Source organism: Alkalihalobacillus phoenicis (genome assembly GCF_047302405.1).
Classification (GTDB): Bacteria; Bacillota; Bacilli; order Bacillales; family Bacillaceae_D; genus Alkalihalobacillus.
In genome coordinates, this window is record NZ_CP154853.1 from 1,046,703 (window position 1) to 1,072,069 (window position 25,367).

The following is a 25,367-nucleotide window of genomic DNA, read 5'->3' on the forward strand; positions in this document are numbered from 1 at the left end:
TTATAAAAAAGATAGTATTAATATTAAGGATACTTAGAGCATGAGGAGGGGACAACATGTCAACAGAAATGATGACAGGTCAAAATGAAAAAGCCTTTGCCCTTCTGAAATCCGATGCGGAAAAAATCCGCCAGCTGATTGAAGTGCAGATGGAGAATTTAACAATGCCTCAATGCCCCCTTTACGAAGAGGTTTTGGATACACAGATGTTTGGTCTTTCGCGAGAAATTGACTTTGCGATCCGCCTTGAATTAGTAGAGGAAGAGAAAGGCAAACAGCTTTTAGTAGAATTAGAGCGCAAGCTAGCTGCTCTTCACGAAGCGTCATTACGCAAATAAAAATCAAGCTTAAATAGGCTTGATTTTTTTTTATGAGAAAATAATCAAAGTCGACAAGCTATTTTTGTATTTGAGAGAGGAGTGCTAGGTCGACGAAGCGGAAGAGCTATTTCTATTAGAAGACGATAACCGAACAAAGCAGATGACACTTACGAGGCAAAGAAAAAGGTCATGTGGAGCTCGGACGCATCGCCCTCGCCCGAAAAACATAGATATATCTATGTTCATAAAAAAAGTTCGAGAAGACAAAACTTCTCGAACTTTTTTCGGTTTAAGGGCCTCTTCTTCTTTTTATTTTATTGATTTTTCTCTCGTTAAAATTAACATCATATACGAAAGAGTGGTAAATAATAAAGAGACGATTAGTGCATGCATTAATCCAACCGTTAGCGAGTTTTGTGTAAAGACAACGGAAACTCCACTAAAGATTTGAAGGAGGACAAATAAAACAGAAATGATACTAGACCATAATAGCACCAGCTGATTGCGATATTTAGCAATTGTCCAAATCAATAAAATGATAAGGAAGACGAATAATAGGATTCCAACGACGCGGTGAAAATAATGGGAGCCAACGGGTCCTTCTAAGCCCGGAAACCACATGCCATTACATTGAGGGAAACCACTACATGCTAAGGTTGCCTTGGTGTGTTTAACGTAAGCGCCGGAATAAATAACGGCATAACAATAGGAAAGCACAAAGAATACATAATATTTAAAGCCTTTTGTTACCTTTGGAGCTATTCGTATTCCTTTTGGATTATCTTCAAAGGCGAGTATCGTCAGTATGACAACAGATGCGAGAGACATTGCCGATATGCCGAAATGAAGGGCAAGAATAGCATGAGATTGTCCGAACACAACCGCACCAGCACCAAGTAATCCTTGGAAGACAATAAGAATAAAGGCGAGAATCGAAAAAAGTCTTGCTTCACGGATGTGTGATAGTTTTTTCCAGGACCACATGGCCAAGATAAGAATCATAATACCGACAAGGCCGGCCACAATTCGGTGACTATATTCAATTATTGTTTCAATTTCTGGACTAGTGGGAATAACTTCACCAAAACAAAGTGGCCAAGTAGCTCCACAGCCCTCTCCTGAATCCGTTTTCGTAACCGTAGCACCTTGTAATAAAACGATTAGAACACCGATAGAAGTAATAATGCCATAAAATTTTAAAGCTTTATGCATTGAATTCACCAAACCTTCTATAAAATTGTTAAGAATTATGCTAAAGTTAGCAATGGAATATTTAAGTAACATCCTTGATCTTAAGAATAATCTGATCAAATGTCAATTTCGTCTCTTGTGTCAATTTTAGGAACATCTTAAATGTGAAGAATCTGTGAAAGTCATTAATTTGATGAAAGATAATCAAATTTGAGATATAATGTGAATGTGTTTTGCAAAGAAACACGAAATAACGATGATTTAATTGAATATACGTTGTTTCTCATATGGATGAGGAGGTGAAACTTGATGAATAAGACCGATACGATTGTAAAACCAAATGAGGCACTGGCTGGTCATGATTCATCAGTTGCTGTTAGCCAGCAAAATTCATGGAAAGATTATTTAGTTTTAGCTAAGCAAGGGATTGTAACGTCAAATTTAATTACAACGTTTACAGGAATCTTCTTAGCTGCTATTTATACAAGTACTGGGCTTGGTGCTAACATACCAGCAGCTATTTTTGCATTATTAGGATCGGGACTCGTTATGGCTGGTGCATGTACGTTTAATAACTACATAGACCGTGATATCGATCCTATTATGGAAAGAACAAAAGATCGTCCTTCAGTAAATGGCCGTTTTACTGGGAAGCATATTTTAACTGTAGGGGCGATACAATCGATTTTAGGGATGATATTCCTTTCATTAACAACCCCAACTGCAGCTGTTATAGGTGCGATTGGCTTGTTTATTTATGTCGTCCTCTATTCAATGTGGACAAAGCGTACAACGACATTAAATACGATTGTCGGAAGCTTTTCAGGTGCCGTACCGCCATTAATTGGTTGGGCTGCTATTGATGGAGGCTTACATATGTATGCTTGGCTGTTATTTTTTATTATGTTCTTTTGGCAGCCACCACACTTTTTAGCTCTAGCAATGAAACGGGTTGAAGAATATCGGGCAGCTGGCATTCCGATGTTACCAGTAGTTGCAGGGTTTGATATGACGAAGCGGCAAATGGTCATTTATGTAGCCGCATTATTACCAGTATCATTATTACTTTATCCTTTCGGTGTTGTTTATACCGTCATTGCCACTTTACTTGGAGTTGGTTGGTTAGCTTTAGGTTTAGCTGGATTTAAAATGAAGGATGATATGAAATGGGCGAGACTGATGTTTGTCTACTCTCTCAATTATTTAACCATTTTATTTGTGCTTATGGTTATTGTTCACCTATAAGATTGTGTTCATAGAACTTACGATTAAGGTGAATAATGATTATAAATATATATTATGTAGTTATGTGACTACTTGAAGAAAGTGAGGTTGGTTTAACAGATGAAACGTTGGAAAACTGCATGGCGTTTTCTACCATTTTCTTTACTACTGCTATTATTAGCTGGCTGTGGTGAGGAAAATTTGACAGCACTTGATCCAAAGGGTCCACAAGCTGAGTGGCTTTTAGATAATATGTTATTGTCCCTCTATATTATGGCCTTTGTGACCGTTGTCGTATTTGCAATCTTTTTCATCATTCTTGCAAAATTCCGTCGTAAACCGGGTGATGATGAAATCCCGAATCAAGTTCATGGTAATACAGCATTAGAAATTACGTGGACCGTTATCCCAATTATTTTATTAGTAATCTTAGCTGTACCAACTATTTCTGGTACATTTATGATGGCTGATATGGAGCCAGACCCTGTAGCAGGTGAAGATACAGTGGTTATTAAGGTAACTGGGCATCAATTCTGGTGGCAATTTGATTACGAGAATGAAGGATTCACAGCAGGGCAAGATGTGTATATCCCTGTTGGCGAAAAAGTATTATTTGAACTACATGCACAAGATGTTATCCATTCATTTTGGGTTCCAGCATTAGGTGGGAAAATCGATACCGTTCCTGGAATTACAAATGAAATGTGGCTTGAAGCAAGTTATGATGGAGTTTATAAAGGGAAATGTGCGGAGCTTTGTGGTCCAGCACATGCACTAATGGACTTTAAATTAATTGCTTTAGAGCGTGATGAGTATGATGCTTGGGTAGCTAGTATGCAAGAAGGTCCAGAAGAGCCTCAAGAAGTACTTGCACAAGAAGGTCGTGAACTTTTTGGTGCTGACGGACTTGGCTGTATTGGCTGTCATGCGATTGGTGGTTCAGGTACAGCAGCCGGACCAACATTAACAAACTTTGCTGATCGTGAAGTTTTTGCAGGTTATTTAGATATGGATGACGATGAAAAACTTGCACAGTGGATTAGTGATCCTGAGTCATTGAAACAAGGAAACAATATGACACAAGGTGTTGCAAACCACGATATTAGTGATGAAGAAATGGAAGCTTTAATCGCTTATTTACGTACTTTAACGATTTTAGACAACGAGTAGAGTAAGCGTTTATTCTATTGAAGAAGGAGGAAACCCATTGGCTACACAACATACGAAAGATAAAAGCGTTGTATGGGATTGGCTAACGACTGTCGACCATAAAAAAATCGGGATTATGTATTTAATCGCCGGGACGCTTTTCTTTGTTAAGGCGGGTGTTATGGCCCTCTTTATGCGGATTCAGTTGATGATGCCTGAAATGAATTTTTTAAGTGGTCAAACATTTAATGAATTTATTACCATGCACGGAACGATCATGCTATTTTTAGCGGCTACACCTTTGCTATTTGCATTTATGAACTTTGTTATACCTTTACAAATTGGGGCTCGTGACGTTGCCTTTCCATTTGTAAATGCAGTCGGATTTTGGGTATTCTTATCCGGTGGATTGCTTTTAAGTACAAGTTGGTTCTTTGGAGGCGGTCCTGATGCAGGTTGGACAAACTACGTACCACTTGCTAGCCGCGAATACGGTGGTCTCGGAATTGATTTCTACGTATTAGGTTTACAAGTATCTGGTATCGGTACGTTAGTTTCAGCGATTAACTTCTTAGTAACAATCGTCAACATGCGTGCACCAGGTATGACGATGATGCGCCTACCATTATTCGTATGGACTTCATTTATTGCCTCTACATTAATTTTATTTGCGTTTACACCACTTGCAGCTGGTTTAGCACTTATTATGTTAGATCGGATCTTTGATGGTATGTTCTTTATACCAGGCATGGGTGGTAATGCCGTTTTATGGCAGCATATTTTCTGGATTTTTGGTCACCCTGAAGTTTATATCTTAGTGCTTCCAGCATTCGGGATTATTTCAGAGGTTATTCCAGCATTCTCAAGAAAACGTTTATTTGGTTATACAGCAATGGTATTTGCAACGATGATTATCGCCTTTTTAGGATTCATGGTTTGGGCTCACCACATGTTTACCGTGGGGATGGGACCAGTAGCCAACTCTATTTTTGCGATAGCTACAATGACGATTGCTGTACCGACTGGTATTAAAATCTTTAACTGGTTACTCACGATGTGGGGCGGTAAAATTACGTTTAATACAGCAATGATGTTTGCCTCTTCATTCGTGCCGACGTTCGTACTTGGTGGGGTAACAGGTGTTATGCTAGCAATGGCTCCTGTTGACTATTTATACCATGATACATATTTCGTCGTGGCTCACTTCCATTACATTATTGTAGGTGGAATTGTTCTAGCATTATTTTCTGGATTATTTTACTGGTATCCAAAAATGTTTAATCATAAGTTAAATGAGACTTTAGGAAAACTATTCTTCTGGATTTTCTATATCGGTTTCCATTTAACATTTTTTGTTCAACATTTATTAGGTCTAATGGGTATGCCTCGTCGTGTTTACACGTACTTAGGAAACCAAGGTTTAGATGCCTTTAACTTTATAAGTACAATTGGTACATTCTTTATGTCTGCAGGGGTTATTTTACTTGTTATTAACGTAATCTACTCTGCATTTAAAGGAGAGCGAGTAACAGAAGCGGATCCTTGGGATGCTCGTACGCTTGAATGGGCAACACCAACTCCAATTCCTGAGTACAACTTTGCTCAAACACCACAAGTACGTTCACTTGATCCATTATTTTATGAAAAAGTACATGGCGATGGAACGATGAAATCGGCTGAACCGGTAGCAGACATTCATATGCCAAATGGTTCGATTTTACCATTTATTATGTCGATTGGTTTATATATTGCTGGTTTTGGACTTATTATGAAGTCACCACATTGGGAGCTTGGTGGTAACGGATTAATCGTCTTAATCGTTGGTTTAGCGATTACATTTGGTACGATGTTTGTTCGTTCTATTAAAGAGGATCACGGATATTACATTCCTGCTTCTCGTGTAAAAGAAGAAATAAATTCGAAAGGAGGAAACTAAATGGCGGGTCATGTTGATACATCGAAAGGTTTACCTTCTCATCCTGAGAGGGCTACCCTTGAAGGTAAAAACAAATTTCTCGGATTCTGGTTCTTCCTTGGAGGCGAAACGATTTTATTCGCTACTTTCTTCGGAACTTACTTAGGTTTAAGAAATGGGATTGCGGATGGTCCTGCATCATCTGACATTTTCTCCTTACCACTCGTATTTATTATGACAATGTTTCTTTTAACAAGTTCATTAACGAGTGTACTAGCAATGTTTGCGATGAAGAAGAATAAATTTAAAACGATGATGGTGTGGATGTGGATAACTGTATTATTAGGTTTAGCATTCCTTGGATTCGAAATTTATGAGTTCTATGAGTACGTCCATCATTATGGTTTAGGATTTTCGGAAAGTGCTTTTGCCTCTGCCTTCTATTCATTAGTTGGTTTACACGGGGCTCACGTTGCGTTCGGTCTAAGCTGGATTATCGTTCTTTTAATACGTTACTCTAGATCAGGTATCACTTTAACGAATGCACCTAAGTTTTACGTAGCGAGTCTTTACTGGCATTTTATTGATGTCGTCTGGGTATTCATCTTCACTGTCGTTTATCTTATGGGAGTAGGAGGCTGATCGTATGGCGGATAATTTAAGTCAATCCTTTGACAAAAGTGCAATGACTGAAGAAGAAAAGCGTCAAACGAAAAAAGAGATTAGACGTCAAATCATCGTATTTGCGTTAATGATCTTCTTAACGATTTTAGCTTTCTTAGCAGTAGGAAGCGACATCGTTCCTCGTTCCTTTGCGGTACCATTTATCTTAATTTTAGCTGCAGTTCAATTAGCTTTACAGCTGTTGTTCTTTATGCATATGAAAGATAAAGACCACGCATGGGCGAACGCTTTTATGATTACAGGTATCTTTGTAACAGTTCCAACGATTGCAGCATTAATGCTTTTACTTGGAATTACAAAATACTAAATTTGAAAAGCCCTTTCTCGATTTTGGAGGAAGGGTTTTTTTGTTATTTTTAAAAGGCAGAGGGGGTGTGGCTAAGCAAGGTAGGGGTCAATGAAAAAGTCTCAACATCACAATTCTAGAAGAACAATCTTAGGTTATTTGGTTTCTAAGTCAATAGTTTTTAATGAGTTCAAACGTTTTTTCATGATCCAAAACGGAGCGAGCGGAATGCCCGGAGGCTCCCGACTCACAGGCGGAACGCGTAGGGCATGCAGCTCGTGGAGTAAGCTAATTAATGTAACCATATTTTAACGAGAAGACCGTTTTCAGTGGCCTTGCAAGGTATAACCTCGGTTGCTGTGTAAAAAGGAAGGAAGAAAGCCGTCGATGGTCTCAACGCGTCTCGCTCGTTATGTCACAGTATTGTGACATGGAAAGTGGGATGTTTGTCTTTCGTTCTGATATAATGAATAAGGAAATGGATTTTGGCTTTTAGGTTAAGGAGTTGTAATGGATGAATAATGACCAATCAGTTGATTCAAACTCAATGAATTTTAAGAAGAGAAATTATAAACCGTGGATTATTGCGATTACGATTATCGTAAATGGTTTAGTTATGGTCTTATCGGGTATGCCTGGTTATGAAAATTTTGATTTATTTAATGTTCATGTTTTACCGATGATGAATGCGATTTTTAATAGTTTTACGTTTGTCTTTTTACTTATTGCATTTATTATGATCTTAAAAAAGAATGTCAAGTGGCATCGTCGCTTTATTTATGCTGCTTTTAGTTCGACGGCTTTATTTTTAGTGACTTATGTATCTTATCATTTTCTTTCTCCATCGACTTCTTATGGTGGTTCTGGATGGATGGCGGGGACTTATTATTTTATTTTAATTACCCATATCGTTTTAGCCGCAGTTATTGTTCCACTTGCTTTAATCACGGTAACGCGTGCTTGGAACATGGAGAATGAGAGGCATAAAAAAATCGCACGCTGGACGATGCCTTTATGGTTGTATGTCAGTTTAACTGGTGTTCTTGTTTATTTAATGATTTCTCCATATTATTAATAAAGAATGTAAGACTTCAGATTGTTTTACTGAGGTCTTTTTAACATGTAAAATAGGAAATTAAATAAAGGGGTTTGGAAAAATTGAGGAAATGGGTTGCTTTAATCGTTTTTGTTCTGTTATTAGTTGGCTGTGGTGATAATCGAAGTGACTTAGAAGTTGCACCTGTTGATAATGAGGAAGACTATGAGGCTGCAGCTACGTTTGTTGAGAATTATAAAGCAGATATGACTAAATCTGTTGGCAATGAAGGATTTGATTATTTAGAGGATTATTTAATTCCAAATAATAGTTATTATCATAGTCTTCGTCGTTATGTCTCTGATCTCGAACAATCAAATACGACTAAAGAATTGATTGATTTTGAAGTGATTGAGGTTTTAGTTGGTGAGGAAAGTGAATATTATGTCGAGGCCAATGAAAAGGTCGCTCTTTCTTATCAAAATGGTGAAGTGGAAGAGGTCTCAAGGCATATCGAGTTTGAATTAGTTAGAAGTCCAGAAGGTACATTTCGTATTGTGACGATTCGTCAATTTAAAGATTGACGATCAACAGAATACGTTTCGTGCAAAAAAAAATAAAAACCAGGCAGTCCTGGTTTTTATTTTTTTACTTATTAACGGCTTCTAATAATTGAGTAAGCTTTGTATTACATTTTTCTACAACCGTTTTTGGGAAATCTTCGCCAGCGTATTCCACACCGTGAGGGTAATAGTATTTACCAAGAATTGGAGCCATTACCTTTACGATCGTGTCTTCTTTAGGGATGTCCCCTTTAATAGCGTAGGCTGGTACACGAAGGTAGTAGATCTCTTGGTTGTTATGTATTTTCAAATCAAACATAACACGTTCGTAATCCCATTGTTCAGCATGGACAAAACCTAAAGACTCAGCTGCATAGTGTAATGATTCGAATTTTAATTCTTTATCAGCAATTTCAATGTGCTCGAATTTCATTTTGAAAAAACCTCCTTCTTTTCAACTTACTATGTCCATTATTTATCATAGTATGAAAAGGCTTCAGTTGCAATCAATTCCGCAGGTTTTTGTGGAATCAAGTCATATTTTCACCTTTTCGACACTGATTCATAAAGCTAGACAGAAGGTTACAGAAATAGAGAAAGGAAATACTTCTCTTTAATCCGAAAGGGTATGTTAGATACTTAGTCATTTTGGGGGGGTGGAGTGATGAGAAAGAAAAATCTAATCATTATCGTGTTTGTTTTTTTATTTGCATGTGTTGCTGTTTTTGAAAATCTGTATCATGATGAGCTGAAAGAGTGGTTCCCAGAACGGGAGTTGCTGCCTAATACATCTGATGAAGGGGAAGAGCTTTTTGACGAAGAGCACGTAGAGGAACATGAGGAGAAAAAAGAAGAATTGGCATCAGAGGAACTTGACCAAGATGATTTAATCATTGGCAAGACGATGAAAGAGGTAATAGAGGACTTTGGTGAACCTGATCGAACTGATTTATCCGCTTATGGCTATGAGTGGCTTATTTATGCCAAATCTGATAGCAGCTACTTTCAAATAGGGATGGAAGATGGGGAGGTCGTTACCGCTTACTTTATCGGTGATATATTAGAGGAGCTTTCTTATGAGTTATTAGAAACTTATGATGAAATGAATGAAAATTATCATTTTGAAGAGCAGGTTAGTGCGTCTTCTAGTTATGGTCAATTTCAATTCGAATTAAGCCTAGAAGATAAAAAAAATCGTCCATTAATTCAGTATGCAGAAGGGGTCTGGCTTCAATTTTACTTTGACCAATTTACGAACCAGCTATCGAGCTTACGTGTTCTGAATGAAGATATTTTAGTGAGACAACGTCCGTATTCGGTCTCATATCGAGGTAGGTTACCAGAACCGATTAAAAGAACAGTGGAAGAGCAAGAACAAATAGAGCGCGGTGAAGAGCAGCAAATTTTTGATGTGACAAATGTGATGAGAAATAGACATCAATTAGAATCTTTTGTTTGGGATCAAGAAATTGCAGAAGTGGCGGTCAAACATAGTGAGGATATGCATGAACATCAATTTTTTTCCCATGTTTCTCCTAATACAGGTGATTTAAGTGCTCGAATTCAAGAAGGGGGATTACGTCCACGCTTAGCTGGAGAAAATATTGCCGCACATTATGTTGATGGTGTAGCAGCCGTAGAGGGATGGCTGAACAGTGAAGGACATAGAGTTAACTTATTACATGAAGAGTTTACTCATTTAGGTGTAGGTGTATACGAGGATTACTATACACAAAACTTTATGACTCCATGGCTTCCATAATGAACGTAATAGGATGCACACGGGACAAATACCCTTAATATAATATACTGATATGGATCATAGGGGAGGTCGATTGTATGGCAGATTCAAATTTAAATCCTTCCGTCCAACAGTTTAAGGCCTTTGTTAAGGAACATCCGGGCATTGTGCAATCAGTCAACACGAACGAAAAGACATTACAAAGCTATTTTGAAGAATGGACGATTTTAGGCCCAGAACATGAGCAATGGACACGGCTACGTTCGGTAGCATCGGAAATTCCAGAGACGGAAGCAACAGCAGCTCAATCAACAGAGCAAACAAGTTCAGAAAACACAACAAATACTGCTTCTCAAGCACAGGATTCAACAGTTGGTTCAGAAAAATCAGCTGGTGAAACATTAGGACAATTATTTTCGATGTTTCGCAAAATGAATGTTCAGGATTTACAAAATCATTTAGGACAATTTAGCTCACTTTTAGCAAATGTGCAAAATGTGATGCAAACTTTTCAAAAGCCATCAAGCCCATCCAGTACTAGTTCAACTGATCGCTCCTTTTCGTTTCGGAAAGATTAATTGAGGTGAGAATGTATGAGAGTTGAATTGCAACAGTTGCTAGCAGAAAAACCTGAATTAAGACAATTTATGAGGCAAAACCCGATTTGGTACCGGAAGTTGACTCGTAACCCCAATCAAATACCTGAGCTTGAAAAAGAAGCTAATTACTTTTACGGAAAAACACTGCCACAAAGGGTTGAAAAAATGCAAAATAATCTTGGGCTTGCGATGATGATGATTGAAATGTTTAAAATGGGTAAAACAACAGTCGGAGGATAAGAAGAGGCTACTCAAAGGTCATATAGCACCTTTTGAGTGGCCTTTTTTTGTTGTGGAAGTAGGTGTTTTAGTTTAGTCGTACGAGTGTCTGAACCATTCGTTTTTTCGCCGGCTTGCTTATCTAGACTGTTCTCTTTTAGTCCACTGATTTTGTTTGTTGTTTCATTAAATATTGGAAAATCTTTTGTTCAACGGAAACATTCATTTGTTGGAAACCTTGATTTCCGAATAAAGTATTGAATTCCAAAATATAAGGGCGTTCATTAACAAAGACGAGGTCAAAGCCTGCGTGATCAATCCCTAAAGTTTTTGCTATGTCTAAAACGATTGGAAAGGCGTCCTTTGGAATGTTATCAAAGGATATTTCGCCACCTTGTGAGACATTATTTTTGAATGAGCCTTCATTTTCACGCCAATAAGCTGCTATCACTTCATCACCTACGATACAAACACGTAAGTCTCGTTTGATTGGTAAAAACTCTTGTACGTAAAAGTAAGGGTTATCTTCAGTGTATTCAATAAACTGTTGCCTATTTTCAATTAAATAAACGCCACGGCCCATCGAATTTCGTATTTCCTTCGCAACAAAGGGGAATTCAAAATCGCGAAGAACTTTATCGATATTATCGTGATTTCTCCCTAAAATAACCGTTTTCGGTACATATTGAGGGGCTACACTCCACAGGGCACGTGTCATTTCAATTTTATTAAAGCCGAGTTGAATCGATTGAATGCTCGGAAATATCTTTTTCTTCATGCCATAAACAAGTGAATTAACTTGCCAATTTTCAGGGAATAAACAGTAATCGGCCGCCATTATTTTTTCTTTATCTTCAAACATATGTTCAGGTTTTACATATTTGATATTGGGAATGCCGATCGTACGAAAAGGGTTAAAAGTGACAAAATTCATTCGTATCTCCTTATAAATCCATTAGTTTTTCTTTTATAGAAGTCGAATGAATTATAGTCAAGGAAGAGGGTGATGTCAATTCCTTTTTTAAAAGCCTAAAGTGATGGTAAATATGTTAGAATATGAACTAATCATGAAACATGGTATAATCATTACTAGGGGGTGGGATAATGCTCGCAACCATGACAATGGTAGACTTAATTGAAGAAGCTTCTGATCTCGCACAAGCGATATCTGAATCAGAAGTATTTGTAGATTATGTGATAAAAAAGAAGCAGCTCGAACAAGATAAAGAGGCACAGAAAGCGATATCTGATTTTAATCGGTTGAAGGATCAGTATGAAGAGGTCCAGCGCTTCGGTAAATACCACCCTGATTATAAAGAAGTATCAAGTACGATTCGTCAGACAAAACGAAAGCTTGATCTTATTCCGACTGTAATGGAGTTTAAAAAAGCAGAGAAGGAATTAGAACAGCTTCTTAATGAGGTTAGTGGGGTAATTGCTCATTCTGTTTCTCAAACAATAAAGGTTCCAACAGGAAACCCATTTTTTGATCAAATGTCTTGTTCAGGTGGGTGTGGTTCTGGAGGATCTTGTAGCTGTGGATAAATAAAAAGGCAGAGGTACTGTCTTTTAGCTTGTCGGCATAGTCTCTGAATACAAGAGAGTCGACAAGCTTTTTTTATGGTAAATGGGTATATTGATTTGTAGTCGGGAATTCAGTTGCACTATGTCTAGTGTCTGAAAAATGAATTTCTGTCTTTTGTTGTTGATTATCCATTTGAAAAACAATCGTATGTTGCTCGTTTAAGGCGGAAATGCTAAAATGACTACAGACCTATTGAAAAAGGAGAAACGTATTTATGCTAGTAGGTAATAGGCAAGGCATAGCAGTGTGGCTTTCCTCATTAAAATTTGCAAGACAATTAAGACGATTCGGAAATGTTCAATACGTATCAAAAAAAATGAAATACGTTATTTTTTATTGCGATCAAGATAAAACGGATGAAGTCATTGAAAAGTTACAATCGTTACATTTTGTTAGAGATGTTAAACCATCGATGCGACCTTTTGTGAAAACGGAGTATCAAAACTCAAAACCTGATAAAGCAAAAGAATATGATTATAAAATGGGAATTTAACCAAGTGATGATGCTTGGTTATTTTTTTTGCTGTTTTTAAGTAGGTTGTTTGAGGAGAGGGCTATTAGTCTCCACAAGGAGGAAGGAGACCTTGCCGATTACTATGGCTTTGAGAAGTGATTAGTCGTGTCTATAAAAAGAGTCCTTAAGTGAGAAGATCATGTTTTTGGAAAATGAAGTCATTTCGGTTGATTATTTCGTGGGACGAAACATATAATAGAGATGAGGAAGTGAGGATAAATGAAAAATTGGAAACGGAATTTATGGATTCTTGTTGTTTGTCAATTTATTGTGGCAAGTGCGATGACGATGATTATCCCATTTTTACCTTTATATTTAAAAGAATTAGGGGTAGAAAATGAAGCCACGATTGGTTTATGGACGGGTGTTATTTTCGGAGCAAACTTTTTAACGGCTTTTTTATTTGCCCCATTTTGGGGACGAATGGCGGACCGGTACGGACGAAAAATGATGATTTTGCGTTCAGGTTTTGGAATGGCTCTTATTATTGGTTTAACCGGTTTTGCAACAGGTCCCATCTCTCTGCTATTACTCCGTTTATTAAATGGAATGGTGTCAGGATTTATTCCTGCCTCAATTGGCTTAGTCTCAACGAATACGCCTAAAGAAAAGGTTGGCTATGCTCTTGGCATTTTGCAATCAGGAGCTGTTGCTGGCGGAATTTTAGGACCTTTATTAGGTGGACTAATGGCAGAAGTATTTGGTTATCGTATGATTTTTTTCATAACAGGGTTTGGAATTTTAATAGCAACACTCGTGTGTTTATTTATGGTGAGGGAAAACTTCAAGGCACCAAATAAACAAGCGAAAAAGACGAATACGATGGAAGACTTTAAAAAGGTAACGGAGAAAAAGCCCGTACTTGCTCTTTATACGGTGATTTTTGTGATTCAATTAGCGGTGATGGGTATTAACCCTCTTCTATCCATTTATGTAGCCGAATTAACACCTGCTCAAAATACAGCCTTTTTTGCTGGGTTAACAGTCGCTGTTCTTGGTTTTTCTAATATGATGTCTTCGGCTTTTTTAGGACGGTTAGGTGATAAAGTTGGGGCTCATAATGTTTTGGTTTGGGCAATGCTCGGGGTTGCGATGATTTCGATTCCTCAAGCTTTTGTCACCGATATTTGGCAGCTGATTGTCTTGCGGTTTATGTTAGGTCTATGTATAGGAGGTCTTCTTCCTGCTGTTAATACTCTCATTCGCCTCCATTCACCTGAAGGAATGGAAAGCAGGTCATATGGTTTTTCTAACAGTGCGATGTATTTAGGGAATATGTTAGGTCCTGTACTGGGTGGTTGGGTCATTAGCATGACAACAATGAGTGCCTTATTCCTTATTAGTGCTGCGTTGTTATTAATGAATGTGGCGATTGTCAAAGGGAAAGTACTTCCACCTGCAAAACGGAAATTTTCCAGGGAAAAACAACGACAAAAAGAAGCAACCTCACTTAAATAAGAGGTTGCTTGTCTTTTTATTAATCCTGTTACGCCCGTTAGAAGCTTGAGAAAAATCGGTCATCTTTATGACGTCGCGAACTTAGCATTGTTCCTTAGTATTCTCGCTTCTGAGCAAACAGACTTCGCTTTATGAAAGCGGGGGAATGATTCGGTTTAATAGTAAAATACCGATTAAATATTGATAATATAATTCTTTTTCATTAAAAACGGTCGATGGTTTAACGACTAACTGGTGAATGGGCATCTCTAATTCATCGCTTTGTTCTTTAAAAAGATTAAACCTGGCATTTGGTGTTTCTTCTGGTTGTGGAATTCCTTCCAAACAAATGTATATTGGCATAAAATGACCAGCACTTGTTTCGTCTAAGACAACAGCTAAAGATGTTTTTTTCGTTGCACCTATTTCGACATCTAATTGTACGAATGCTCGTACTCTGTCTTTATTTCTTTTGACAATTTCTAATAATTCATAGAGGTCTGAATAACCTCTACCTAATTCAATAAAACGTTGCATCATAATGACTTTTACTCTCCTTAAATAAAAAGCGGAGTCCGTTTGGGCAGAAGTGAGAAAAAATAAAGGGCGTCCTAAAAAGTCGCTTTTTGACTTTATAGGACGACCGATTTTTCTCGAGCTTCTAACAGGCGCAGCTAGATTCAATCTATCTCTTCTATGAGTAAGTTTAACGCAAAACGATATGTAGGAAAAGAAGATTCCCTTTTAAACGCAAAAAAAACCTCGTAAGCAGTCCCTACGAGGTGCCTATTCACATACATTCCGTATGTATCAGGCTATGGGAGAGGAGAAACCGGAGGAAGAACTTATGGGGAAACGTAAGCCTTCTCCGCGGTTGTAGCAACATTCAATTAATGCTGCTAGTTTCATTATGACCAAGATTGATTCATTTATACATGTTTATTAAAGGACTATTTTTTTGTGATTGAGCGTATGAAAGGAAATTTGGATAAGGCGATAAAACCTATGCTAAAATAAGGAGGATGGTTTGAATGGAAAGTAGGGGAAAAAATGAGGGTTATATCAGGTACAAAAAAGGGAATTACTTTAAAAGCTGTTCCTGGTCAATCGACAAGACCAACGACAGATAAAGTAAAAGAAGCGATTTTTAATATAATTGGACCGTATTTTAATGGTGGGTTCGGATTGGATTTATACGGCGGAAGTGGTGGCTTGTCGATTGAGGCTTTAAGCCGTGGAATTGAAAAAATGATTATTGTCGATCAAGACAAAAAAGCAGTCGCAACGATTAAGGCAAATTTAGAACGATGTCAATTACTTGAGAAAACGGAAACGTATCGAAACGATGCAGGACGAGCACTTAAGGCTTTAATTAAACGTGAGTTACGTTTTCAGCTCATTTTTTTAGATCCGCCTTATGCAAAAGAGAAAATTGCTACTGAAATCGCGATAATTTCCGACTTTCACATGTTAGCTGATGATGGACTTATTGTCGTTGAACATGGTAAAGATCATCCTTTACAAGATAGAATCGGAAATTTAAGCGTTTTAAGACAGGAAACCTATGGGGATACACTTATAACGATTTATCATTTTGCCAATGAATAATGTCTGGAGGGAAAACATTTGAAAAAAATTGCTGTATGTCCTGGGAGTTTTGATCCGGTCACTTTAGGACATTTAGATATTATTACTCGGGGGGCGAAAGTTTTTGATCGCGTCATCGTGGCGGTTTTAAATAACCAAAACAAACAACCTCTTTTTACCGTAGAGGAACGGGTTGAACTTTTACGTGAAGCAACAAAAGACTTAGACAATGTCGAGGTCGACTCGTTTGGTGGTTTATTAATTGATTATGTTAAAGAAAAAAAGGCTCAAACGATTATCCGTGGACTTAGGGCGGTTTCTGATTTTGAATATGAAATGCAAGTGGCTTCAATTAATAAAAAACTTGGGCCAGAGGTAGAGACATTTTTTATGATGACAAATAATCATTACTCGTATTTAAGCTCGAGCATTGTAAAAGAAGCGGCGAGATATCACTCTGATGTGAGTGATCTTGTGCCAGAGAATGTAGCGATTGCTTTACAGGAGAAGTTTTCGACGGGATCCTAAACTTTGAATGAGAAAGCTCTATCATTTTAAAAAATAAAAAAGCTATCGTTATGTTCATTTGAACTGAGGCGATAGCTTTTTTGGTGGGGTTATCAAGTTGTATAAGCTAAATGATTCAAATGTATTCTAACTAAAAGGACTTTTCCAATTGACGGTATGTCCATATAAAAGTCGCTGTAACGAGCATGGTTAGTGTGATAGAGGGGCTTATTTGTAGAAATTGTCCCCAGGCGGTTTGGACTTTTTCGATTTGATTAAAGGCTGGCATGACCGTTTCGAAAAAGACAATTGGTGTGCGCTCAATATAAAGTGGTTGAAATAAAACGATGACTAATCCTGCCGCAAACAAACCTTGTAAAACCCGTCCAATAATAAACGGTTTAAAACGAATATCGGTTTCGGCTAAAAGGCTAGCCACTTGAGCTTGAATGGAAAAGCCGCTAAAGCCTAATAGAAAGCTGACGGCAATAACTTGTTGCAGCAAGTTGGATTGCGTCGTTTCGCTGACGCGTTGTGCTCCAAGAGTCATCTCAAACAAACCTGAAATAATGGGCTGACCTAGTTCAACCGGTAAATGGAGCATGACTAATAGAAGGCCGATGACATATCCGACTAAATCGACGAAATGAACAAGGGTTAAAACTTTATTTATGACGGAAAATAAAATAATAAAACCACCTACGATTAACAACGTTTGAACCGAGGATTGGACGGCATCACCAAGGACTTTTCCTAAGGAGCGACCATCCTTTTGATGCTCCTCATATAAAACCGTTAACCATTTAGGACCACTTTTATCGTCTTGTCGAGCTAATTCTAACTCCTTTTGAGCTTGCCGGTTTTCCTTTTCCATATAAAATCTCATAATGAGTCCGACAAAGAGGTTGGCTCCGTAATGGGCACATGCTAATAAAATGCCTAAAGCAGGATTGTGGAAAAAGCCAACTGCGACGGCCCCGAAAATAAAAAGCGGGTTGGATGAGCTTGTAAAAGAAACGAGCCGCTCCGCCTCTATTTGTGTTAATTTATTTTCATGACGAAGCCGAGCGGTTAATTTGGCACCTGCTGGATTTCCTGATGCCAAACCCATTGCCCAAACGAAACCACCAACTCCTGGAACGCGAAATAGTGGTCGCATTAATGGTTCAAGTAGTGTTCCGATAAGGGTGACAACACCGAAGCTAATTAATAATTCAGAGACGATAAAAAAAGGTAATAAAGAAGGGAAGACGACATTCCACCATATATTCATCCCTCTTACTGATGCTTCTAATGATTCTTTAGGAAACAGCATAAGCGATATAGCTAAAAATATAGCGATGCTAGCGAGCAGGAGAGTTTTGGTTTTTTTCGAGTTCAAAAAGATAAGCCTCCTTTGCTCCATTTCAAAATTAATAAGGATAAAGCAACATAAACATAAGAAAAAATGGACTCATATGAATAAATAAAAGACAAAGAGCTAGTCTCACCCGATACATTTAAATATACGTCTACTTCATTGGATTAGACCATATGATTGAAAAAGAATCGTGGAAATCGTATGATAGGAGTTGGATATTGATGGGAAAACAACGTCCTACAATCGGAGTTGCATTTGGTGCAGGTGGTGTGAGAGGTTTTGCTCATATTGGGGTATTAAAAGTTTTAGAACAACATAATATTCCAATTGATGTAGTAGCAGGGAGTAGTATGGGGGCTTTGGTGGCCAGCCTGTACGGTGTTGGTCAGACACCAGAGTCAATGGAAAAGTTTGCGAAGTTTTTTCGACGGCAATATTATGTTGATTACATCGTTCCTAAGCTAGGGTTTATCAAGGGGGATAAAGTTGTTAAGTTAATTCGTATTTTAGCAAAGGGAAAAAAGTTAGAAGAGCTTCGAATCCCAGTCTCAATTGTGGCCGCCGATTTAATTTCGGGCAAAAAGGTTGTCTTTCAAGATGGAGACATAGCAGATGCGGTTCGAGCAAGTATATCAATTCCAGGGATTTTTGTCCCCGTAACGAAAAACGAACAAGTCCTTGTCGATGGTGGAGTTTTGGAGCGTGTTCCGACTTCTGTTGTCAAAGAGATGGGGGCGGATATTATTATTGGTATCGATGTTTCTTCCTATAAAAGTGAACAAAAAGCGACTTCTATTTATGATGTGATTTTATTAACGATTGATATGATGGGACGAGAAATTAGCAAACACCAACAGTTAGAACAAGCTTTTATGATTAATCCGATGGTCAAACAAACGAATGGACTCATTTTTAAAGATGTTGATGCCATTATTGAAGCAGGTGTGATAGCCGCAACTGAGAAAATAAAAAGTTTAAAAGAAATGATTGATAATTGGGAGGAACACAACGTTGACTGAGAAAAAATCATTTTTGAAAAAGAGATACATCATTCTGATTGTTTTATTTTCTGTTTTATATTTTTATCAACTACCTTATTATTATTCGGAACCAGGGTCTGCGGAGGTTTTATCACAGTATATCGAGCTAGTTGGGGCGGAGGAAGCAACCGCTAATGAGGACGTAGGAACGTTTATGCTAACGACGATTCAAATGGGGCGGGCCAATACATTTCTTTATCTATGGTCTTATTTAAGCCCTTATAGGGTGTTACATCCTGATGAGACGATAAGGTATGAAGGTGAATCCGATCGTGATTATCATCACCGGCAAATTATGCTCATGAATAATTCCCAGCAGGCCGCAACGATTATAGCCTATGAAAAAGCAGGGAAAGATGTGCAGTATGATTATCAAGGAGCGATTATTACCCAATTAATTGAAGAAATGCCGGCAGAAGAAAAGTTAGAAGTTGGAGACCGAATTATTGAAATCAATGGACAAACCGTACGACATGTCGAGGATTTATTTTCATTATTAGCAGGTAAGGGAGAAGAGGATATCGTAACGTTTACCTTAATACGTAATGGTGTAGAGGAAACGTACGATGTAGGATTTTCGAAGTTTCCAGAACAATATTTACAAGAAGGTGATGAAGACCGAGTTGGAATTGGGATTGCGAATCCTGTGACAGCTCGCGAAGTCACTTTTGATCCGGAAATCAAAATGGATACAGAGAAAATTGGTGGACCTTCTGCTGGGCTCATGTTTTCTTTAGAAATTATGAACCAATTAAGTGAAGAAGACTTGGCAAAGGGCTATCATATTGCGGGAACAGGAAGCATTAGTGAAAGTGGAGCCGTTGGCCGAATTGGTGGAGCGGCCCAAAAGCTTGTAGCGGCCCAAAAAGCTGGAGCTGACTATTTCTTTGCTCCAGCAGAAGACGGACGAACCGATTCTAATTATGCACAAGCATTAGAGGCGGCAGAAGATATTGATGCGAATGTTGTCGTAGTGCCGATAGATACGATAGATGATGCTTTAGAATTCCTTGAACAATTAGAGGGAAAATAACGTTTTTAGATGAACGATTACTCAATTTAAAGACTGCCCCATTAGGTCCTGAAAATAATAACCTGATGAGGCGGTCTTTTTGTTCCTTTATTAACCTAATCGGATTGGAATCTGTTTATATTCATCATAAAGAGATTGGGCTCTTATTTGTGGAGGTAAGGCCATTTTATAAACATTTGATATTCGCTCATCATGGGTTGCGGCAAAACCTTTTGCTTCGGCCAAACGACTGACAAGAGGTGTATCAAGGTCTTTTTTGATAGAGCTTAAATAGGCCTGTCCTTTTTGCGACATTCCCAGCAAACGAATGTAAGGCAGTGGTCCATCATTTAATAATTGGTCCATTTCTGTTTTAGTCGTTTGCGTAAGTACATGGGTTGCTAATCGTTGTAGGCGGCTCCAAGTGTACCGTTTTGTTTTGAATAAATGCATCCATTCTTTAAAACTATTCGCTCGTTTCATCGTTTCTTTTAAGCGGTATTCCAGCCCTTCCTCACACTCATAAATTTGTTCTAATTTAGCCACACTTGAAGAGAGAACTTGATACTGTAATAAGGGAAAATATGTTTCCCAATCATGAAACACATGGAATTCCTTCCCATATGCCAATAATTGTTCATAACTAGTCTGCGGTAAGACCGTTCTAATTTGGTCAAAGGATTGGTGTTCCAATAACGCTTTTCGTATACTTGTGGCACTAGCTATTTGAGCATCTTGTATTTCTTCATCATGGTATTGAGCCTTCGTTCGCAAGATGGTTTCGGCACGCATCGTCTTACTCCATTTATGTAGGGCTTCGACATAATGAAAGCCTAATATATTGTTTGGTTCTGTTAAGGAGAGCAATGGTTTCGATTCATTTGTTAAGGTAGTAAAAGCATTCGATGCTGCCTTTGGGTAACTTAAACCCTTTGACATTTCTTTTTTTATTTCGTTATCCCACTCTTCTTTATGAGTGGTCATAAATTCATGAAGTTCATAAAAAGAGGTGATGTCTCCTGATTCACTTCCGAAACAAATGGTATCAACAGATAACGTATTTAGAATTCGAATCGCCCCTTCAGCAAAGGTTTGAGCTTTTTGAACCGAGTAATAATAAGGAAGTTCGACAAGGATGTCCACCCCTCCAGCAAGTGCCATTTTTGTCCGTTGCCATTTGGAGACTAAAGCCGGTTCACCTCTTTGTAAAAATGAACCACTCATGACAGCGATGACAACATCTGCCTTTGTTTTCTCTTTTGATTTTGTTAAGTGGTAAAGGTGTCCGTTATGAAATGGATTGTATTCAACGACTAAACCAACTGTTTTCACAAGTGTTCCTCCTTTTTATTCAGATTTTTCAATATCCTCTCTACAAAAGAGGAGTAAAACCGTTGCTTTACGTGTGATTTTAAACATGCTACAATAAAATCTAATGTTTGAAACAATGTATGTTCCATTCATTATAATAGATAGACTGTAAAGAAAAAAGGTTGACAAAAAAAATGGCGAGATTTATAATTACTTTTGTTGCCTTAGAGGTGATATGAAATGATTTGGTCATTACAACAACTACAGGCGGCTAAGCATAAACCGCTTCAATTTGATGAAACGATTGATTTATCAGCAATTAAAGAACGTGATGGAGAAATTCGAGCAATTGAACCAGTACGGATTGTTGGGCAAATTGATTATGTAAGAGATATGATTACTTTTACGTTTCGGATGACAACGACATTAACGCTCCCTTGTTCTCGAACATTAGTCGATGTTTTGTTACCAATTGATCTAAATGTGAAAGAGCAATTTCAGCAAGGGGAAGGATGGAACCAAGCTGAAGAGGGTGAAGATGAAGAAATTCATGCGATTGAGGGAAGTCAAATTGATCTTGAACCTTATTTAATGGAACGGATTTTGCTTGAGATACCAATGCAAATTTTTGCAGAAGAAGTCGAAGAGCCAAAAGCCCCTTCAGAAGGTAAGGATTGGGAAGTAGTATCAGAAGAAGATGTGAAAAATCGGATTGATCCGAGACTGGCAGATTTAGCAAAGTTTTTTGACAAAAAGTAAGAAAATCGAAGCACCGATAATGTAAAGTCGGCTTCCTTTCATACATGCAACTAAGAATAGTCTTGATTGCAAACCGAAAACCTGTAAGGAGGTGGGAATGATGGCAGTACCTTTCAGAAGAACGTCTAAGACTCGTAAAAATAAGCGTCGTACTCACTACAAATTAGCGGTACCTGGTATGGTAAAATGCTCTGAGTGTGGAGAACTTAAATTAGCTCACCGTGTTTGTAAAGAGTGTGGTTCATATAAAGGCCAAGAAGTAGTAAGTAAATAATGATACTTAAATCAAGCTATGAGCAGAACTATCTGTTTATAGCTTGATTTTTTTTACCATCCTTTTTTTCTTTATTGAGCTTTCATTTTGCGAGAGATTAAAAGTTTTGAATAGTAAATGTATAAAAAGGAAATACTCATTTACTAGAAGAAAGTCTATCTTTACTAGTTGCCGCATATGAATAGATCAATGAGTGTAAAAGGAGGGATTGGATGACGACAATTCGTCAAGATGCTTGGAGTACAGATGAGGATTTAATTTTGGCTGAAGTGGTCCTAAGGCATATACGTGAAGGGAGTACGCAGCTATCGGCTTTTGAGGAGGTAGGGCAGCGTTTATCTAGAACAAGTGCTGCTTGTGGATTTAGGTGGAATTCGTCGATTCGAAAAAAATATGAATCAGCCATCCATTTAGCGAAAAAACAACGGACAAAGTTAAAAGGGATAAAACCAGTAGAAGAGCAAGAAGAGACCGGTGAGGAAGCGGTGGCGAAGGCAAAAAATGTACGTGTCTTTACTGGGAAAAAAGAAGATGGAAATGTAGATGACGCAACAGAACCATTAAATGTAGAGACGATTCATCCAGAACAGCCATCCGATTTAACGATGGAAAAGGTTCTTGCCTTTTTAAGTGAATATAATGAAGCAATGAAAGGCAGACCAGGGAATGTGGAATATAAAAAAGTGGTGGAAGAGAATCAAAGGTTGAGAGAGCGTCTTGCAAAAGTAGAAGAAGAGAAGCGGGTGATGAAAGACGATTATCGCTCGTTATTATCAATTATGGACCGAGCTAGAAAATTATCTTTATAAAAAGATCTTATCGTACGAATGACCCTCGATATAAATCCGTATTTCGAGAAAAAAATTATAAAATGAAAAAAGCTAGCCGTGGAGAGTGCTCTTAGCTAGCTTTTATCGTATGTTATTCCTCGTTTAGAACAGGTTGCTCGTGAACGCCCTCTGGATACCAAACAAATGGATTTTCACCACGGTCACGTGCTGGGTTATATGTAACAGCTTCAAAGCCCATTGACTCCCAAAAATCGCTCGAATTTACGCGGCCGTTTGTTTTAATAGGTAAATTAGATGATTTGGCAAAATCAACGAGTGCTTTGCCGTATCCTTTTCCGCGGTAAGCTTCAAGTACTTCTAATTTCCATAGCTCTAAATAATCTTGTGCAGGCTCGAAATAACGATCAAATTTTTGTTCAATACGGTATAAACTCATTCGTGCTACTAGTTTTTTACCAAAGTAGATGCCGTAAAAAGGCGATTCACTATCATTTTCAACGATGTTCTGTTCCAAATCTTCTTTCATGTATAGTTCAGCAGCACCGAACTCACGGAAGTTTTTGAATTCTTCAATGGTTTTGTAATTAATTAATAATCTTGTAACTTCATGACTAGCCATACAAATAGCCTCCCTTAAAATGATAAAGCTTACATATAGTTTACTAAAAAATCAAACTTCATGCTATTGATTTCTCTTTCTTCTATAATAAAAGTTGCGATGAGGGGGTTTATCATACATAAGAATCATTTTTTTATTAAAATCGATCTAGAAAAAGGCTTCTCATTAAATAGATAGAACTTTATAATTAATAAATAAAACAGATTAGAAAATAGCAAGGGACGATCATAATGAATGTGACAATTGTAGGAGCAGGGTCGATAGGATTATTAATAGCAGCATTTAGTTCAAAAGTAGGGCACAACGTAACGTTAATCACAAAAAGAGAATCACAAGCTCAAATTTTAAATGAAAAAGGTCTGATTTTCAAAACAAAACAAGGTGTGATCGATAAATATCATATAAAAGCTATTTCGGTAAAGGGAATAGAGACGATACGAGCAGATTGTGTTATTTTTGCAGTGAAATCCTATCATCTAAAACGAGTTTTGGATCATTTTCAAGGGACGATTCAGTCAAAGGCTGTTTTATTTGTGCAAAATGGGATGGCCCATATTGAATATTTATCGCTATTTAATGATGAAGAGATTGGATTAGCGGTTGTTGAGCATGGGGCGATGAGGTTGGAGGATAATTTTGTCTCTCATACAGGTGTTGGAAGAATGAATTGGTCCACTTTTCAAGGAAGCAAGAGCGGTTCTGTCTTAACGAACTTTTTTTCGGGAAATGTAGATGTGAGCTTTCCTTTTTATTATGAAAAGGATTGGCAAAAGATGCTTCAGACAAAATTACTCGTAAATGTTGCGATCAACCCATTGACGGCTCTATTACAAGTGAAAAATGGGGCATTGCTAACGAATGATTCTTATTATAAGCTAATGAGTGAAATTGTTAGAGAAACGGTTCAAGTTCTAGGGATGAATTATAAGCAAGGACTAGAAAAGGTTACAGAAGTTTGTCAGATAACAAAAGAAAACGAGTCCTCAATGCTTCGGGATCGAACGAAAGGTCAAAAGACGGAATTGGAAGCCATTGTCGGCTATGTTGTTCGTAAAGCATATGAACAAAGCCAATCGGTGCCATCACTGTTTTTTTTATACGAGGCGATAAAAGGTATTGAACAACAATCTCTTAGGGGGTCTAGCCAATGACAGCGGCTTTTTCTTGGGTGTTTGCCACATTTGCGACTTTACCTATTCTAGCTTGGTACGTCATTTATATCTTCACAGTAAAACGGATCAAAAATAAAAAAAGAGCGATTCGGCTTGCCTCTGATTTTTCAGCTGTTTGGTTTATTATTTCTGTTTATTTTATCTCATTTGAGATTTGGTCACGTTCTTTTTTTTGGTTTATATGTTTAACGGTTATTATGATTGCGATGATCTTTACTTGGATTCATTGGAGAGTTTCGGGTGATTTAGTCGTATCTAAGTTATTTAGAGGAATATTAAGAATGAACTTTCTTATTTTTTTCCTGCTTTACATTCTTCTAAGTGGATACGGTTTAATTAGTCGAATTTTTCAAATTGGTTAAATGATGGAATGTCTTCGAGCAGATAATTTGGTAGAATGAGTTCTCTTTGCTACTATATGGACATAAGTGATCTTATTAGAATCGAAATACTCATGGAATGACAACATAGA

General features: G+C 37.7%; 30 protein-coding genes. 23 read left to right on the top strand and 7 right to left on the bottom strand.

The genetic code is table 11. The features are described from left to right. Positions 1-56 precede the first annotated feature (56 nt). The gene (locus AA0017_RS04875) at positions 57-338 is read left to right on the top strand and encodes a YlaN family protein (RefSeq protein WP_413379978.1); all 282 of its coding nucleotides are present in this window, start codon (positions 57-59) and stop codon (positions 336-338) included. A gap of 291 nt (positions 339-629) precedes the next feature. Here the strand turns inward: AA0017_RS04875 and AA0017_RS04880 are convergent, their stop codons facing one another. Further along, positions 630-1,532, bottom strand: coding sequence for a COX15/CtaA family protein (locus AA0017_RS04880; RefSeq protein WP_413379979.1), 903 nt, complete (start codon positions 1,530-1,532; stop codon positions 630-632). 288 nt (positions 1,533-1,820) lie between these two features. On the opposite strand from AA0017_RS04880, the gene cyoE reads away from it, so the two are divergent. From cyoE to AA0017_RS04915, 7 genes are all read left to right on the top strand, one after another. After that, positions 1,821-2,756 carry a heme o synthase gene (gene cyoE, locus AA0017_RS04885; protein WP_413379980.1) on the top strand — a complete coding sequence of 312 codons (936 nt, stop codon included), beginning with the start codon at positions 1,821-1,823 and terminating at the stop codon, positions 2,754-2,756. A 99-nt stretch (positions 2,757-2,855) separates the two neighbouring features. Then, the gene (coxB, locus tag AA0017_RS04890; protein ID WP_413379981.1) at positions 2,856-3,905 is read left to right on the top strand and encodes a cytochrome c oxidase subunit II; all 1,050 of its coding nucleotides are present in this window, start codon (positions 2,856-2,858) and stop codon (positions 3,903-3,905) included. Between the two features lie 37 nt (positions 3,906-3,942). Next, complete coding sequence (gene ctaD / locus AA0017_RS04895; RefSeq protein WP_413379982.1) at positions 3,943-5,820, top strand: cytochrome c oxidase subunit I; 1,878 nt, start codon at positions 3,943-3,945, stop codon at positions 5,818-5,820. Beyond that, on the top strand, positions 5,821-6,441 hold the full coding sequence (locus AA0017_RS04900; protein WP_413379983.1) for a cytochrome (ubi)quinol oxidase subunit III: 621 nt from the start codon (positions 5,821-5,823) through the stop codon (positions 6,439-6,441). A 4-nt stretch (positions 6,442-6,445) separates the two neighbouring features. Next, entirely contained in the window at positions 6,446-6,790 is a 345-nt protein-coding gene (locus AA0017_RS04905) for a cytochrome C oxidase subunit IV family protein (RefSeq protein WP_003321079.1), read from the top strand. 493 nt (positions 6,791-7,283) lie between these two features. Beyond that, positions 7,284-7,844 carry a DUF420 domain-containing protein gene (locus AA0017_RS04910; protein ID WP_413379984.1) on the top strand — a complete coding sequence of 187 codons (561 nt, stop codon included), beginning with the start codon at positions 7,284-7,286 and terminating at the stop codon, positions 7,842-7,844. An 83-nt stretch (positions 7,845-7,927) separates the two neighbouring features. Further along, the gene (locus AA0017_RS04915; RefSeq protein ID WP_413379985.1) at positions 7,928-8,389 is read left to right on the top strand and encodes a TcaA NTF2-like domain-containing protein; all 462 of its coding nucleotides are present in this window, start codon (positions 7,928-7,930) and stop codon (positions 8,387-8,389) included. A 64-nt stretch (positions 8,390-8,453) separates the two neighbouring features. Here the strand turns inward: AA0017_RS04915 and AA0017_RS04920 are convergent, their stop codons facing one another. Next, positions 8,454-8,801, bottom strand: coding sequence for a YugN family protein (locus AA0017_RS04920; protein WP_413379986.1), 348 nt, complete (start codon positions 8,799-8,801; stop codon positions 8,454-8,456). 231 nt (positions 8,802-9,032) lie between these two features. Between AA0017_RS04920 and AA0017_RS04925 the strand changes: the two genes are divergently transcribed. The 3 genes from AA0017_RS04925 to AA0017_RS04935 all read left to right on the top strand — a co-directional run bounded on the left by AA0017_RS04925 (position 9,033) and on the right by AA0017_RS04935 (position 10,948). Beyond that, positions 9,033-10,130 carry a CAP domain-containing protein gene (locus AA0017_RS04925; RefSeq protein WP_413379987.1) on the top strand — a complete coding sequence of 366 codons (1,098 nt, stop codon included), beginning with the start codon at positions 9,033-9,035 and terminating at the stop codon, positions 10,128-10,130. Between the two features lie 77 nt (positions 10,131-10,207). After that, positions 10,208-10,687 (top strand): spore coat protein YlbD, encoded by a 480-nt coding sequence (gene ylbD, locus AA0017_RS04930; RefSeq protein ID WP_413379988.1) that lies wholly within the window; start codon positions 10,208-10,210, stop codon positions 10,685-10,687. A gap of 15 nt (positions 10,688-10,702) precedes the next feature. Then, positions 10,703-10,948, top strand: coding sequence for a YlbE-like family protein (locus tag AA0017_RS04935; protein WP_413379989.1), 246 nt, complete (start codon positions 10,703-10,705; stop codon positions 10,946-10,948). 136 nt (positions 10,949-11,084) lie between these two features. Here AA0017_RS04935 and AA0017_RS04940 read toward each other — a convergent pair whose 3' ends face one another. Then, a complete protein-coding gene (locus AA0017_RS04940; protein WP_413379990.1) occupies positions 11,085-11,861 on the bottom strand; it encodes an ATP-grasp domain-containing protein in 777 nt (258 codons plus the stop codon). 170 nt (positions 11,862-12,031) lie between these two features. On the opposite strand from AA0017_RS04940, the gene AA0017_RS04945 reads away from it, so the two are divergent. From AA0017_RS04945 to AA0017_RS04955, 3 genes are all read left to right on the top strand, one after another. After that, complete coding sequence (locus AA0017_RS04945) at positions 12,032-12,472, top strand: YlbF family regulator (RefSeq protein WP_413379991.1); 441 nt, start codon at positions 12,032-12,034, stop codon at positions 12,470-12,472. A gap of 254 nt (positions 12,473-12,726) precedes the next feature. Continuing rightward, positions 12,727-13,005 (top strand): YlbG family protein, encoded by a 279-nt coding sequence (locus AA0017_RS04950; protein ID WP_003321069.1) that lies wholly within the window; start codon positions 12,727-12,729, stop codon positions 13,003-13,005. Between the two features lie 240 nt (positions 13,006-13,245). After that, positions 13,246-14,484 carry an MFS transporter gene (locus AA0017_RS04955; protein WP_413379992.1) on the top strand — a complete coding sequence of 413 codons (1,239 nt, stop codon included), beginning with the start codon at positions 13,246-13,248 and terminating at the stop codon, positions 14,482-14,484. A gap of 129 nt (positions 14,485-14,613) precedes the next feature. Here AA0017_RS04955 and AA0017_RS04960 read toward each other — a convergent pair whose 3' ends face one another. Next, the gene (locus tag AA0017_RS04960) at positions 14,614-15,003 is read right to left on the bottom strand and encodes a methylthioribose kinase (RefSeq protein WP_413379993.1); all 390 of its coding nucleotides are present in this window, start codon (positions 15,001-15,003) and stop codon (positions 14,614-14,616) included. A 510-nt stretch (positions 15,004-15,513) separates the two neighbouring features. Between AA0017_RS04960 and rsmD the strand changes: the two genes are divergently transcribed. Then, on the top strand, positions 15,514-16,071 hold the full coding sequence (gene rsmD, locus AA0017_RS04965) for a 16S rRNA (guanine(966)-N(2))-methyltransferase RsmD (protein WP_413379994.1): 558 nt from the start codon (positions 15,514-15,516) through the stop codon (positions 16,069-16,071). 18 nt (positions 16,072-16,089) lie between these two features. Beyond that, a complete protein-coding gene (coaD, locus tag AA0017_RS04970) occupies positions 16,090-16,578 on the top strand; it encodes a pantetheine-phosphate adenylyltransferase (RefSeq protein WP_413379995.1) in 489 nt (162 codons plus the stop codon). Between the two features lie 130 nt (positions 16,579-16,708). On the opposite strand, the gene ylbJ is transcribed toward coaD, so the two are convergent. Next, the gene (gene ylbJ, locus AA0017_RS04975; RefSeq protein WP_413379996.1) at positions 16,709-17,938 is read right to left on the bottom strand and encodes a sporulation integral membrane protein YlbJ; all 1,230 of its coding nucleotides are present in this window, start codon (positions 17,936-17,938) and stop codon (positions 16,709-16,711) included. A gap of 200 nt (positions 17,939-18,138) precedes the next feature. Between ylbJ and AA0017_RS04980 the strand changes: the two genes are divergently transcribed. After that, entirely contained in the window at positions 18,139-18,936 is a 798-nt protein-coding gene (locus AA0017_RS04980) for a patatin-like phospholipase family protein (RefSeq protein ID WP_413379997.1), read from the top strand. Beyond that, positions 18,929-19,990 carry a PDZ domain-containing protein gene (locus AA0017_RS04985; protein WP_413379998.1) on the top strand — a complete coding sequence of 354 codons (1,062 nt, stop codon included), beginning with the start codon at positions 18,929-18,931 and terminating at the stop codon, positions 19,988-19,990. Before AA0017_RS04980 ends, AA0017_RS04985 begins: the two co-directional genes overlap by 8 nt. A 90-nt stretch (positions 19,991-20,080) precedes the next feature. Here AA0017_RS04985 and AA0017_RS04990 read toward each other — a convergent pair whose 3' ends face one another. Continuing rightward, on the bottom strand, positions 20,081-21,301 hold the full coding sequence (locus AA0017_RS04990) for a nucleotidyltransferase (RefSeq protein WP_413379999.1): 1,221 nt from the start codon (positions 21,299-21,301) through the stop codon (positions 20,081-20,083). A gap of 219 nt (positions 21,302-21,520) precedes the next feature. On the opposite strand from AA0017_RS04990, the gene AA0017_RS04995 reads away from it, so the two are divergent. The 3 genes from AA0017_RS04995 to AA0017_RS05005 all read left to right on the top strand — a co-directional run bounded on the left by AA0017_RS04995 (position 21,521) and on the right by AA0017_RS05005 (position 23,122). Then, a complete protein-coding gene (locus AA0017_RS04995; protein ID WP_413380000.1) occupies positions 21,521-22,039 on the top strand; it encodes a YceD family protein in 519 nt (172 codons plus the stop codon). Positions 22,040-22,139: 100 nt separating this feature from the next. Further along, positions 22,140-22,313, top strand: coding sequence for a 50S ribosomal protein L32 (gene rpmF, locus AA0017_RS05000; protein ID WP_003321705.1), 174 nt, complete (start codon positions 22,140-22,142; stop codon positions 22,311-22,313). Positions 22,314-22,525: 212 nt separating this feature from the next. Continuing rightward, a complete protein-coding gene (locus AA0017_RS05005) occupies positions 22,526-23,122 on the top strand; it encodes an RsfA family transcriptional regulator (RefSeq protein WP_413380001.1) in 597 nt (198 codons plus the stop codon). 112 nt (positions 23,123-23,234) lie between these two features. On the opposite strand, the gene AA0017_RS05010 is transcribed toward AA0017_RS05005, so the two are convergent. Continuing rightward, positions 23,235-23,723 carry an N-acetyltransferase gene (locus AA0017_RS05010; protein ID WP_413380002.1) on the bottom strand — a complete coding sequence of 163 codons (489 nt, stop codon included), beginning with the start codon at positions 23,721-23,723 and terminating at the stop codon, positions 23,235-23,237. A 230-nt stretch (positions 23,724-23,953) separates the two neighbouring features. Between AA0017_RS05010 and AA0017_RS05015 the strand changes: the two genes are divergently transcribed. Then, entirely contained in the window at positions 23,954-24,874 is a 921-nt protein-coding gene (locus AA0017_RS05015; RefSeq protein ID WP_413380003.1) for a 2-dehydropantoate 2-reductase, read from the top strand. After that, positions 24,871-25,257 (top strand): DUF3397 domain-containing protein, encoded by a 387-nt coding sequence (locus tag AA0017_RS05020; protein WP_413380004.1) that lies wholly within the window; start codon positions 24,871-24,873, stop codon positions 25,255-25,257. Before AA0017_RS05015 ends, AA0017_RS05020 begins: the two co-directional genes overlap by 4 nt. Positions 25,258-25,367 lie beyond the last annotated feature (110 nt).

Bases quoted from the DNA above. Each gene is read 5' to 3' on its own strand.
- rpmF (WP_003321705.1), top strand. From the start codon at position 22,140: ATGGCAGTACCTTTCAGAAGAACGTCTAAGACTCGTAAAAATAAGCGT.
- AA0017_RS05015 (WP_413380003.1), top strand. From the start codon at position 23,954: ATGAATGTGACAATTGTAGGAGCAGGGTCGATAGGATTATTAATAGCA.
- AA0017_RS04995 (WP_413380000.1), top strand. From the start codon at position 21,521: ATGATTTGGTCATTACAACAACTACAGGCGGCTAAGCATAAACCGCTT.
- AA0017_RS04940 (WP_413379990.1), bottom strand. From the start codon at position 11,861: ATGAATTTTGTCACTTTTAACCCTTTTCGTACGATCGGCATTCCCAAT.
- cyoE (WP_413379980.1), top strand. From the start codon at position 1,821: ATGAATAAGACCGATACGATTGTAAAACCAAATGAGGCACTGGCTGGT.
- AA0017_RS04960 (WP_413379993.1), bottom strand. From the start codon at position 15,003: ATGATGCAACGTTTTATTGAATTAGGTAGAGGTTATTCAGACCTCTAT.
- AA0017_RS04950 (WP_003321069.1), top strand. From the start codon at position 12,727: ATGCTAGTAGGTAATAGGCAAGGCATAGCAGTGTGGCTTTCCTCATTA.
- rsmD (WP_413379994.1), top strand. From the start codon at position 15,514: ATGAGGGTTATATCAGGTACAAAAAAGGGAATTACTTTAAAAGCTGTT.
- AA0017_RS04925 (WP_413379987.1), top strand. From the start codon at position 9,033: ATGAGAAAGAAAAATCTAATCATTATCGTGTTTGTTTTTTTATTTGCA.
- ylbD (WP_413379988.1), top strand. From the start codon at position 10,208: ATGGCAGATTCAAATTTAAATCCTTCCGTCCAACAGTTTAAGGCCTTT.
- AA0017_RS04900 (WP_413379983.1), top strand. From the start codon at position 5,821: ATGGCGGGTCATGTTGATACATCGAAAGGTTTACCTTCTCATCCTGAG.
- AA0017_RS04910 (WP_413379984.1), top strand. From the start codon at position 7,284: ATGAATAATGACCAATCAGTTGATTCAAACTCAATGAATTTTAAGAAG.
- AA0017_RS05020 (WP_413380004.1), top strand. From the start codon at position 24,871: ATGACAGCGGCTTTTTCTTGGGTGTTTGCCACATTTGCGACTTTACCT.
- AA0017_RS04955 (WP_413379992.1), top strand. From the start codon at position 13,246: ATGAAAAATTGGAAACGGAATTTATGGATTCTTGTTGTTTGTCAATTT.
- AA0017_RS04935 (WP_413379989.1), top strand. From the start codon at position 10,703: ATGAGAGTTGAATTGCAACAGTTGCTAGCAGAAAAACCTGAATTAAGA.
- AA0017_RS04920 (WP_413379986.1), bottom strand. From the start codon at position 8,801: ATGAAATTCGAGCACATTGAAATTGCTGATAAAGAATTAAAATTCGAA.
- coxB (WP_413379981.1), top strand. From the start codon at position 2,856: ATGAAACGTTGGAAAACTGCATGGCGTTTTCTACCATTTTCTTTACTA.
- AA0017_RS04980 (WP_413379997.1), top strand. From the start codon at position 18,139: ATGGGAAAACAACGTCCTACAATCGGAGTTGCATTTGGTGCAGGTGGT.
- AA0017_RS04875 (WP_413379978.1), top strand. From the start codon at position 57: ATGTCAACAGAAATGATGACAGGTCAAAATGAAAAAGCCTTTGCCCTT.
- AA0017_RS05010 (WP_413380002.1), bottom strand. From the start codon at position 23,723: ATGGCTAGTCATGAAGTTACAAGATTATTAATTAATTACAAAACCATT.
- AA0017_RS05005 (WP_413380001.1), top strand. From the start codon at position 22,526: ATGACGACAATTCGTCAAGATGCTTGGAGTACAGATGAGGATTTAATT.
- AA0017_RS04945 (WP_413379991.1), top strand. From the start codon at position 12,032: ATGCTCGCAACCATGACAATGGTAGACTTAATTGAAGAAGCTTCTGAT.
- AA0017_RS04905 (WP_003321079.1), top strand. From the start codon at position 6,446: ATGGCGGATAATTTAAGTCAATCCTTTGACAAAAGTGCAATGACTGAA.
- AA0017_RS04880 (WP_413379979.1), bottom strand. From the start codon at position 1,532: ATGCATAAAGCTTTAAAATTTTATGGCATTATTACTTCTATCGGTGTT.